The organism is Prevotella nigrescens (assembly GCF_031191185.1).
In the GTDB taxonomy this organism is placed as follows: Bacteria; Bacteroidota; Bacteroidia; order Bacteroidales; family Bacteroidaceae; genus Prevotella; species Prevotella nigrescens.
Map to the genome: position 1 here is coordinate 814861 of NZ_CP133465.1, position 12131 is coordinate 826991.

Consider the following 12131-nt stretch of genomic DNA (forward strand, 5'->3'; position numbering starts at 1 on the left):
CAGGATTGTTTATGACCGCATCATTCAGTGGCAAAATTAGCAAATTACGGGGATTTACCTTCGGGATTTGCCCGGTTTTTTACGCTCGGGGAAGACAAAGACCGTCTTGAACTCTCCGTCCAAGGAGAGAGAAGCCTCGAAGCTCTTGCCCGTTTTGGAGGTAAAGCCCTTGATGATGCCAGTCTCTCCGTTTACCGCCAACTGCGTCAGTTGCTCGTCCGTGAGGCTCTTGCCTGCCACGCTGCGGAAAAGCGTCAGCCCACAATCGGCATCAGAGCATTTGGCACATCGGGGATAGAAGACCAGTGAGCCTTTGCCGCATTTGGGGCAATGGATGTCGCTCTGTTTTTTGGGGAAGAGGATTTTGGAGGAGAGCAGTTCGTCGGTAATCTGTGTGGCGTAGTTTTCGATGCCCTTGCGAAACTCTTGCTCTTTCAACTCTCCCCGTTCGATTCTCGCCAAGTCCGCTTCCCACTGTCCGGTCATCTCGGCATTACCGATTTTCATTTCCCTAACGATGGAATAGACGGCAAGTCCTTTCTCAGTAGGGACGAGCGACTTCTTTTGGCGCACCATGTACTCGCGTGCAAAGAGGGTTTCGATGATGGCGGCACGGGTAGCGGGCGTGCCGATACCGCAATCCTTGAGCTGCGCACGCAATTCTTCGTCCTCCAACTCTTTGCCCGCCGTCTCCATCGCTGCCAACAGCGAACTTTCCGTGTGCAGGGGCTTGGGCTTGGTCGTTCCCTGTGCCAAGGAACAAGCGCAGAGCGGAAGTTGCTTACCTTCCTCCCATTGAGGGATGATGATGCCTTCTCCATTCTCCCGGCTTTCCCGTTCTTCGGCTTCCGCCTGCTCCTTGTCTTTTTTTCTGCTGTTTTTGAGGATAGCACGCCAACCCTCTTCTTTGATAATTTCACCTTTGAGGATAAACTTCACATCCTCGCAGGCGGCAGTAACCGTACTGACATCCTTCACGCATCGGGCGGAGAAGGCTTCGAGCATACGTCCGACTATCATATCGTAGATGACTACTTCCTCTCCGAATATGTCTATCGGCTTCTTGCCCGTAATGAGCAGGGCGTGGTGGTCGGTCACTTTCTTGCCGTCCACCGAATGCGCATTAAGTTCGGTCAGTCGGCGGGCATGGACACCCCAGACGGGATGGTCGTGTAAAAAGGCTATCAGGGCAGGTATTTCGGCAAAGACATCTTCGGGAATATATCGGCTGCCCGTGCGAGGATAGGTGATGTATGCCTTCTCATAGAGTTTCTGCGCCAAGGAAAGGGTTTGTTCCGCCGAATAGCCGAACCGGCTGTTCGCTTCTTTCTGTAAAGTGGTCAAATCATACAGAAGCGGTGGCTCCTGCTTGGTCTCCTTGCGCACAATCGTTTCTACAGTGGCATAAGGAGCCTGTTTGAGTTTATCATACAGGGCGGTGGCTTCTGCCTTATCGAACCAGCGGTCGGCGGAGGAGAAACGGAAACTCTCATCACCTTCCTTTACGGCAAGGCTGAGTTGCCAGAATGGCTGCGGCTCGAACTTCTTGTTCTCCAAGAAACGGGAACAGACCATACAGAGGGTCGGAGTCTGCACCCTGCCCAATGAATAAGTGCCTCGTCCTGCCGCAATGGATATGGCTTGGGTGGCATTGATGCCCACTAACCAGTCGGCTTCGCTGCGGGCACGGGCGGCATAATAGAGATTGTCATACGCCGCTCCGCTTTGCAGACGGGCAAGTCCCTCTTTGATGGCTTTGTCCGTCAAGGAACTGATCCATAGGCGGTCGAAGGGTTTGGCGATGCCGAGATACTCATAGATGAACCTGAAGATCAACTCACCTTCCCTTCCGGCATCGGTGGCTACGATAATGCCTTCGCACGCTCGGAAGAGTTTTTCGATGATTTTGAGTTGGGCGACTGCTACAGCGTCGGCTTTATAGCCTTTCCCTTCCTTGATTTGACGGGGAATAAGGGTAAAGACGGGAGGAAGAATCGGCAGGTTCTCTTTGCGGAAACCCTTGATGCCGTAGGCTTCGGGCATGGCTGCCGTTATCAGGTGTCCCAATGCCCACGTGACGGCATAGCCGCCTCCTTCGAAATAACCATTCTTCTTGTTGGTAGCCCGAACGACACGGGCGATTTCACGAGCTACGCTCGGCTTTTCTGCTATAATGACTTTCATTTGTTCTTACTTTTTGGATGTTAGTGGTGGCAGATTACATTTTCATTCCCTTGGAACGCTTCTTCTCTTCTTCCTTCTGCTCTTGCTGGGCGGTAGGTTCTGTCTGCCCCTGCTTGAGCGGCTCCTTCACATGCTTGGTAGCCTCGTTGGTCTTACCTTCGGAATTGACGGCGACCTGTGTGCGGGAAGCATTGTCGGGAGTTACCTCTTTGGCTTGGGACTTGTCAGGATTCCATTTGAGGAAGTCGAACTTGTTCTTCTCGAAATTCGGACGCACATAGGCATTGAAAGGCTCTCCTTTCTTGTCGATAAGCCCGGTCATATAGACCGTTTGACCTGCTTTGAGCTTCGCTTGCTCTTCGGGAGAGATGTCTCGTCCCAGCATCTTTTTGGGGACACGCAATTCTTTCTGCTCTGCCTGTTCCTGTCCTTCGGGGGCTTGTCTTTGGCGTTGTTCCTGCTTGGGAGAGCCGAAACGAAATTCAATCGACCGCTTGTCGGCATTGAATTGAAGGTTGGCATTGAAATGCTTTCCCGTTTTGGATGTCATGCCCTCCACATAGATGCTTCTGCCTTCCGAGAGTTCCTTTTTCTGCTCATCGCTCAGCTTCACGCCCTTGATTTCATCGGGGATGCGTACCCGGTCGGCACTCAGGGCGATGATGTCGTTCGTCAGGCGGTCGATGCTTACGAAACTGCGGGTCGGCTCATCTTTGCCGGGGAAGGTCAGCTCCACGGTGCGACCGAGATTACCCGTTTCTCTGAGGGCTTTCTTGTCCTCGTCGGTGAAGGTATGCCCGAAGAACTCGCGCTCCAATTGCGGCTCCTTGCGGATGGCGTGGATGACGGGGATAAACATACCGTCTCCGGAGGCTTTCAGGGAAAGACGGGCATCGGTGTAGAGGGAAACTTCCCCAATTTTGATACTGATGGGAACAAGTGGAGTCTTTCTGTATTGAAGCAGGTCATCAAGATGCTTGCCCTTTTCCAGACTCTCACGGCTTATGCCCATCTGCTCAAACTGTTCCCATTTCACCTTGTCGGGGTCAATGCCTTGGAAGGACTGTTTCTGCTCGCCTGCATAGTCCGAAGGATTGACACGGGCGGAGTCCAGCATCTCTTTATTGGAGGGGACTTCCGGAGCTTTAAGCATCTCCGAGAGCACACGTGCACTGGCAACGGCACTCTCAAAAGGCACTTTGAAGAAGTTCAGCGGTGTGGGATGCTTGAACTGACGCATGAAGTTGGAGAGGAAGTTTTCCAGCGCATTGCTGTGCTTGTCGAACTTCAGGAAGCTCTGTTCATGCTCGGCGGTGGGCGGAACGGTTTTCAGTCCGCCTTTCTCGTCCGTACCTGTGACGACTTTGAGATTCTCGTCTTTCTGATCCTTGACCAAAAGGACTTCTTGGTCTTTGATTTTTTCGTCCATATTATAATGTATTTAATGGCACCAACAGCGGTGCACGGACAAAAGTAAACCAAAGAAACCGTGTATGTTAGAGGTATTGGATAACTGCGTACTTGTGGCTTCGATATGGATAGAAGTGGCAAAAAAAGAGGTGTGGATCAAACTCCACACCTCCATATTTTTCATTGATTAGGTTATTGCATGGACAGCAATTTGCAGTACATTCCGTTTTTTGCTGCAAGTTCTGCATGCGTCCCGTTCTCTACAAGGTGTCCCTTGTCCATCACAATAATTTGATTAGCATTACGGATGGTTTGCAAATGATGGGCAATGACCAAGACTGTGCGATTTCGGATAAGGGAAGACATTGCCTGTTGTATCTTATATTCATTGACAGGGTCAACATTGCTCGTTATCTCGTCCAAAAGAATGATGGGAGCATCTTTGAGGAACGCACGGGCGATTGAAAGCCTTTGTTTCTGACCTCCGGATAGTCCCAAACCGTTTTCTCCGATTTTTGTTTCATAACCTTCCGGCAGATTGATGATAAAGTCGTGTATCATCGCCCTACGTGCTGCTTCTTCGATTTCTTCCTGCGTAGCATGTTGATTGCCTACTTTGATATTATTGGCAATGGTATCTGAAAAGAGAATAACATTCTGCATCACCACACTGATTTTACCGAGTAAATAATCGTAGTCCATTTCTCGAATGTCTAAACCACCGATACGGATACTGCCGGTCTGCGGTTCCCAGAAACGGAGTAACAGGTTGGTAATGGTTGTTTTACCTGAACCTGACGAGCCAACAAGTGCCGTTACCGTTCCTTCGGGAACATGGAACGTGAGATTTTTCATCTCAAAACCTTCCTTCTCATAATGGAAATCCACTTTGTCAAAGGAAAGATTGAAATGGGTTGCTGTTTTCGGCTGTTCAGGATTGGTGATAACAGGAGCATTCAATAAATGGGAAATGCGTCCGTAACTATCTTTTACCTTGATATAATTCAACCAATGATTCTCCATATTGACAAAAGGTTTGTAGAATTCTTTTGAGACGATGATAAACATTAAATAAGCGAAAAGAGAAAGTTCCCCCTGCTGTGTCCACCAAAGACCGATTGTAGCCATCAAAGCGAAAGCCAATTCTATCAGAAAAGTGTATCTGCCCACACTTACAGCTGCCAAACGAGAAGTATTCTTACTGCTTTCTCCAAATTCACCAACAGAGTGGTCGAGTCTGTCACGGAACATTCCTTTTCCTCCAAATACTTTCAAAACTGGGATGCCCTTGACATATTCAACAAAGAGGCTGACCATATCTGCCAGATTATCCTGTGATTCCTCCTGTGCTTTCATTCCCGAGCGAATACCCCGATACAGAGAAAATAGGGCAATGGGGAGAATGGCTACCATTGTCAATCCCATGCGCCAATCCACGCAAAATAGTCCAATACCGAGTATTAGAGCTACAATGAAGTCGGCAGACATCCGTGTCCATAGATGTCCTACTACCATTTCCATATTATCAACGTCTTTGTGAATGACTGTACTTATCTCTCCCAGACGCTCATTGGTATAGAAACCGAGTGAGAACATTTTCAATTTCAATATGATTTTCTCGCGGATACGTTCCACAAGATCAAATCCGGCAAAATGCTTACTCATATCGGCAATGGCACTGGATATGGTTTTCAAGACCAGCAGACCACCGAGTACCCATGCTGCCGAAATGAAAGAGATGCTTTCTCCTTGTATATGACGGTCGATGAGAAACAAGACGGTGAGCATTATCGCCGTGCCACAAAGGGCATAAACCACGAAAAACAGTGCGGAGATAATTAGATGCCGCACTCCGCTAGCGGTCAATTCATTCAGTATATTGCGTACCATTGTTTATACCTCCTCTTCTTTCAGTTGCCATTTACTTACTTGTTCTTGCGTCTCCGTCATATTGCGGTACAGAGAACAGTCTTTCAGCAGTTCTTGGTGTGTTCCTTTTGAGACAACCTGCCCCTTGTCCATCACAACAATACGCTCCATATCCTGAATAGTATTGAGACGGTGAGCAATGGTAATGACGGTCTTGTTGCGCTGCAATTCATCAAGAGCTTCTTGGATTAGTTTCTCATTCTCTCCGTCCAATGCGGCAGTGGCTTCATCGAGAATAACTATTGGAGAGTCTTTGAGTAACATTCGGGCAATGGAAATACGCTGTTTTTCTCCGCCGGAGAATTTTACGCCAGCTTCGCCTGCGAGCGTATCATAACCATTCGGCAATCCCATGATAAAATCATGAATACGAGCACGCTCTGCTGCCATTTCCACTTCCTTTTGTGTGGCTGTAGGTTTTCCTATACGGATATTGTCCCGAATAGTTGTGTTAAAGAGAAAAACCTCCTGCTGTACCATCGAAAAATAATCAGCGATATTACGTTCGGAGAGTTCCGTAATATTCTCTCCTCCTAGTCGGATAGTACCTGTTTGAGGTTGCCAGAACCCCATCATCAGACTTGCCAATGTGGTTTTTCCCGATCCGGATTCGCCGACGATAGCTGTATGACTTCCTTTCGAAAATTGAAGACATACATCTTTCAGCGCATTGTCTTCCTTGTTTGGATAGGAAAATGTAACATGCTCGAAACAAACATCCGTTTGTGTCGTATCCGTTTTCTTGTCAGCAGTTTCCTTTGTCTGTACCTCTGTAATGGACTGTACTTTTGCCAACGACTGACCATAGACGATTCGGAAATGTTGGAATGTTGCCAACTTAGCAAAAGAGGACGAGAACAATCCACCCAATATCAGGGCAAGAATAAAACGGGCTACAGTTAATTCGCCCGAACTCATCATCCATAGTCCAATAAGGGTCATTACCACGATACCACCTTCCAAGAACATCGTTATCAATGTCATGGGAACAGTAACACTAAACATGCTCCGCTTTACCCAACGGATGTAGTCGCGCATACCATCAAGTACCCGTTTCGTTCTGTTCTCCTCGTTACTGAAGGCTTTGATTACCGATATGGTAGCCACATATTCCAAAAGGTCTTCCGACATTTTTTGCGTACTTTCCATAAAGTGTTGAAAGCTCCTTCCCCAAAGTGTTTTGACAGCCATTTGCAGAAGAAATGCTACAGGCAAAAGAGAAATGAGCGACAGCCCCAAACGCCAGTCCAACACCATAATAATTACCCAGAGTAAGGCAGGAAAAAGCGTAGCCGAAAGGATTTCGGGTAATCCATGTGCTAAATAAATTTCAATTTGTTCCACATCGTGGTTGATAATATTCACCAAGTCGCCAACTTTCCGTTCTTGAAAGAAACCGAGCGGCAAGCGTTGCAGATGACTTATGATACGCAACCTCAATCGTGTAAGGGCATTGTAAGCCGACCGGTGTGCCCGCCAAATGGAGGTTCCATAGAATACGCCTCGAAGCATTGCAAATAGTATCATTATTCCTCCAATACCCCAAACTATTAAGGGAGAGAGTGTGCCATTCATCAGCTTGTCCACTGCCCACACTACCAGCAGTATAGGGAGTGTACCTAAAATAAGGTGCAATATGACCACTGCATTGGAGAGCAGGCTGCGGCTCTCCCGTTCCTCATCAAGAGGTCTGACTTTTTGTTTATCCATATATGTGTCGTTTTGATTTTTTCTGCTGCAAAAGTACGGCTACAAACAGGAATAAAATAACCCCAATAAGCATTACACTGCCCCAAAACAACAATTTGCTCGCATATAAACGCAACAGGGGTATAAGCGTGGATAATAGGGTTATTTATTTGCTCGGCAGGTAAGTACCTTTGCACAGAATCTCACAAACAAATATGATATGTCAATCAGCTCAATAGTCCATTTATACAAAAGAATGCTCATTGTCGGCTTTCTATTGTTGTGGTCTTTTCCTATGTTTGCACAACTGCAACCAACAGAAATAAAAGTTATTGATGCAGAAAATGGGAACAGTATAGAATTTGCCGCCGTACATTGGAAAGGTTTGAATGCTCCAACGTACACAAATGGTACGACTACAAACAGGAAAGGTATTGCAAAACTAAGTGCATCAAGTAATCAAAAACTTATGCTTATGGTAAGTTATGTCGGTTATCAGACCATTACCGATACGATTACTGCAAATGGGAAGCGTTATACCATAAGACTACTCCCGGAATCAACAGAGTTAGCAGATGTAGTGGTCTTCGGAAAAACAAAAGCACAAGTTCTCAGAGAGTCGCCTGAAGCAGTTTCTGTAATAAATGCGAAAGAACTTCAAGGCAGATCTATTTCGTTAGAAACCGTTTTGAATAAAACCATAGGTTTGAAAGTTGGGCAGACCGGTGGTTTGGGAAGCAGTTCGAGAATTATTGTTCATGGATTGGAAGGAAACCGCATTCAAATCTTATGGGACGGAATACCAATGAGTACTTCTGACGGGGCTTTTTCTCTTGATGAAATTCCGATAGACATTATAGAAAGAATAGAAGTCTATAAGAGTATCATACCCGCCCGTTTCGGATGTGATGGATTGGGGGGAGCCGTCAATATCGTTACTAAAGAGTTTAGTACGGACTATTTAGATGCCTCGTATGAATTCGGGTCTTACCAAACACACAAAGGAAGCGTCTTCTCTCGCAAGAACTTTCCAAAGAGTGGCGTTCTACTCGGTGCGGGAGGCTATTATACATCTGCAAAGAATGACTACTCTTTCAGAGTTCCCGAGAGAGAAAACCTGTTGGTAAGACGTGACCATGACCGTTTTCGTTCGTATATGTTGAAGGGAAAAATTGCTTTCACGAAACTTTGGTTCGATGAGATTAGTACCGAGTTCGGGTATTACAATCGTTTCAATGAAATCCAAGGTATCTTAAAAAACATACAACATGCCGAAAACCAATCAGGAATGTTTATGTTGGAAAACAAACTGATAAAAAGCGGAATGCTGAACGACCGCCTTAATCTTGAGTCCCATTTCTCCCTTTCACATACAACAAACAATTTTGTGGATACGGCACGAGTTAATCACGATTTCGAAGGAAACATATATCCGAGTCCGAATGGGCAGGGAGAAACAGGAGATGTTCCTCACAACTCAAATGACAAAGGCTTGGAAATCAATGAACGTATCAATTTTGATTACAAGTTGTCCGCCAATCACAGTTTGAATCTGAACACACTTATTAACTACGCCAGAAGACAACCGAGCGACAACATTGCAAGTCAGCATGCTGGTTTTGTTATCGGAGGATTTCCCAGCAAAAAGACCAGTGTCATTTCGGGGTTGACTTGGGAGTCAAAACTCTTTGATAAGAAACTGACGAATATGCTCTCCGCAAAGTATTTCCACCTCCATTCCGAGATAGAAGATTTGACTTCATACGAGATGATTGAGGCTCCGAAGAAAAAGAACAATACGACCTCACAAATAGGCTGGATAGAGGCAATAAAATACGAGCCCTTCAGAGGTTTTCACTTGAAAGCATCTTACCAGCGGGCAATACGCCTTCCCAATTCACAAGAACTATTCGGTGATGGTATCATCACCTTTCCTGCAGCCGGATTGAGACCAGAGAAAAGCCACAACTTCAATCTGGGGTTCTTAATAGACAAAAATGATGTCCTCGGATTATCGCGATTGCAGTTTGAAGTGAACAGCTTTTATATGCAGGTAAGCGATATGATAAAACTGATGAAACAACACATGGCAGCCGGATATGTAAACGCAGAAAAGGTACATATTAAAGGTATAGAAACCGAAATAAAATTGGACATATCGCCAACGGTCTATGCCTACGGGAACCTGACTTATCAGGACGTCCGCGATGTTTTGGACTATTTGCCCGGCACCCAAGCCCCTAATCCGACAAAAGGATTGCGACTGCCGAATATTCCCTACCTGTTTGCCAACTTCGGAGCGGAATACCACAGCGACCGATTGTTCAAGAATTGGTATGTCAAGGCATTCTGGGACGGGAAGTTCACGGAAGAGTTCTTCTACTTTTGGGAACTTACTGAATTGCAGAAACGACGTATTCCTCGCAGTTTCGTCAATGATATTGGTCTGCTATTGACCTACAAGAACAAATATTCCATCGCTTTGGAATGCCACAACCTGATGAATAAAGAAGTGTGGGACCAGTTCCGCCAACCGTTGGCAGGACGGACATTCCACCTCAAATTCAGATACGTCTTCTCGAAAGGTATTTTATAATTCTAAACATAAATAAAAATGAGAACAACATTGAAGAACATAGCCCTTTCTGCTATGCTGGTCGGCTCCATAGGGCTGACGTCCTGCGACAAGAACGATGACCCGAAACCAACGCCCAATGAGGTGCAACAGCATTTTGCCTTTGTGCATTATGTGGACAAAAGTGCTTACGTCGGCACGTTCGGTGATTTGACACCTCAAGCCACCGACAACAAGAAAGCATTCGAATTTGGCTTTGGGTGTTATCTCTTCGCAAAAGGAAACACGGTACTTGTGCCCGAAGGGAAATTCGGAGATAAGGTACACAAGTTTACAAGAGGGGCGCACGGCGAACTGCTAAAAGTAGGTACGATGACCTTTGAACAGATGGCGCAACCCGGAGAAATCAATTTCATCGACGAGCAGCGGGCATACGTCGCTTTGCACGGAAGGGGAAAGATTGCGCTAATCAATACCGCTACGTTGCAAAAAGAGGATGAAATCGACCTCTCGTCTTATGCTGTTCAGGACAATAATCCCGACCCCGGTTGCAATGTCATTCGAGACGGAAAGATGTATGTAGCCCTCAACCAGCTCAATTCGCCCCACACCTCCGTACCGGGGACGGGTGCAGAGGTGGCTGTTATTGACCTTAAAACGAAAAAGACCGAAGTCATTAAGGACAGTCGCACAAGTGTTGTCGGATTGTTCCGTCACTCCGATGCCTTTATGGACGAGCGGGGCGACATCTACTTTTACAGTGCGGGCAACAACTTCAACGTTGCCAATAAGGAAGGTTTCTTGCGTATCCGCAAAGGAAGCGACCAATGGGACGCCGACTACCTGTTCAACCTGTCGAAGACAACCATAAAAGGGATTGGCAAAACGGGGCAGTATATGATTAAGTCTTACTATGCGGGCAATGGCATTGTATATAGTTGCTTGAAAGTAACGGATACGGAATTCGGAATACTCAAGAAAGACTTCCAACCCGTGAAAATCGACATTTGGAACAAAACCATCGAAAAACTCGATTTGCCAATGACCGACAGCAATGGCTCTTTTGCCATAACCCGCTACAAAGATTTCATCGTCTTTGGTATGACGTGCAATAACGGAACGGGCTACTATACCTACAATACCAAGACGGGTGAATGCTCGCAAACTCCCGTCGTTACTGCCGTGGGAATACCTTCAAGTTTAGTCGCATTTGAGTAAATCCCTATCGCAAGAGTATTCCCTCAAAAAAGGAATACTCTTGTTTTTTATAGAGTATGCGATTCAACAAGGATAAAAATATAAGAAAATCCTCTTTTTTATCCTTACTTATTTGTAAATTTGCAGAAAGGTATAATGATATGACCATAGAATTTTGTGCAATCAATAAGCCAGAAGATTGGATCGAGATGGTTGCCGAGCAATTCGGCACATCGGTAACGAACGATGGTTTTACCGTTCCGCCCTCAGTGGGCAGCGGCTTTTTCAAGCAATACTACCCGTTATCATGGCTCACATTGACCTACATCAGTTTCGTATCGTACGAACCGATGACAATGGTGCGTCGCTCGGTGGAAAACTCGAAATGGATTCCCGTGATGTTCTATATCAACGAGCATAAGCACGAGCAGATTATCGGCACAAGCACGAAAACGGTCGGGGTGGACACGCTCGACGGTATCTTTATGCCCTCAAGCAATATCCCTACGGAGTGGACTTTCGCTCCCAAACGGCAGTATGAAAACATTACATTGACCTTCAACAAGGATTGGATAGAGCAAATGGATACGGCTCACGAAACCTACATCGGTCGGCTGCTCCGGTCGGACAAGTCTTTTTATCTGTTCGAGACCATCACACCTGCGATGCAACAAGTATTGGATGGCATTAAGGCCACAGCCAAAAGCGATGTGCTTTTCTATCCCCTCCATTTGCATGGAAAGGCAATAGAACTGCTGACGATATTTCTTGAAAAACTCGAAAAACGTTCGGAGGTAAAATCTCTTTCCAACTTGAATTTGAACGATGTGGAGGCTGTCTTCCGTGTCCGTCGTCAGATTTTACAAAGTTTGAACAACGTACCGAGCATTCCCGAACTGGCACATGAAGCAGCAATGAGCAGTTCCAAACTACAAAAATGCTTCAAACAGGTTATTGGCAAGGCGATTGCCGAGTATGCCCTATCCGAAAAGATGGAATGGGCAAAACGTTTGCTTTCCACTCGTCTTTACTCTGTATCCGAAGTAGGCTATAAAATTGGATATGCCAATCTCAGCCACTTCACAGAGGCTTTCCGAAAATATCACAGAATAAACCCCAAGCAATTTCTCGACTCTCTATAAGTTTT

At 46.2% G+C, this 12131-nt stretch carries 7 protein-coding genes; 3 read left to right on the top strand and 4 right to left on the bottom strand.

Going from position 1 to position 12131, the window contains the following annotated elements; genetic code table 11:
- Positions 1 to 54: 54 nt before the first annotated feature.
- From RDV52_RS05475 to RDV52_RS05490, 4 genes are all read right to left on the bottom strand, one after another.
- A complete protein-coding gene (locus RDV52_RS05475) occupies positions 55 to 2184 on the bottom strand; it encodes a type IA DNA topoisomerase (protein ID WP_004366614.1) in 2130 nt (709 codons plus the stop codon).
- A gap of 34 nt (positions 2185 to 2218) precedes the next feature.
- Positions 2219 to 3613 (bottom strand): DUF3945 domain-containing protein, encoded by a 1395-nt coding sequence (locus RDV52_RS05480; RefSeq protein ID WP_004366613.1) that lies wholly within the window; start codon positions 3611 to 3613, stop codon positions 2219 to 2221.
- A gap of 173 nt (positions 3614 to 3786) precedes the next feature.
- Positions 3787 to 5484, bottom strand: a complete 1698-nt coding sequence (locus RDV52_RS05485; protein ID WP_004366612.1) for an ABC transporter ATP-binding protein — start codon at positions 5482 to 5484, stop codon at positions 3787 to 3789.
- A 3-nt stretch (positions 5485 to 5487) separates the two neighbouring features.
- On the bottom strand, positions 5488 to 7233 hold the full coding sequence (locus RDV52_RS05490) for an ABC transporter ATP-binding protein (RefSeq protein WP_004366611.1): 1746 nt from the start codon (positions 7231 to 7233) through the stop codon (positions 5488 to 5490).
- A gap of 199 nt (positions 7234 to 7432) precedes the next feature.
- On the opposite strand from RDV52_RS05490, the gene RDV52_RS05495 reads away from it, so the two are divergent.
- The 3 genes from RDV52_RS05495 (at position 7433) to RDV52_RS05505 (ending at position 12126) form a co-directional block, all read left to right on the top strand.
- Entirely contained in the window at positions 7433 to 9808 is a 2376-nt protein-coding gene (locus RDV52_RS05495; RefSeq protein WP_040556883.1) for a TonB-dependent receptor, read from the top strand.
- Positions 9809 to 9826: 18 nt separating this feature from the next.
- Positions 9827 to 11005, top strand: coding sequence for a hypothetical protein (locus tag RDV52_RS05500; protein ID WP_004366609.1), 1179 nt, complete (start codon positions 9827 to 9829; stop codon positions 11003 to 11005).
- Positions 11006 to 11145: 140 nt separating this feature from the next.
- A complete protein-coding gene (locus RDV52_RS05505) occupies positions 11146 to 12126 on the top strand; it encodes a helix-turn-helix domain-containing protein (protein WP_025797433.1) in 981 nt (326 codons plus the stop codon).
- The last annotated feature ends 5 nt before the right edge of the window (positions 12127 to 12131 follow it).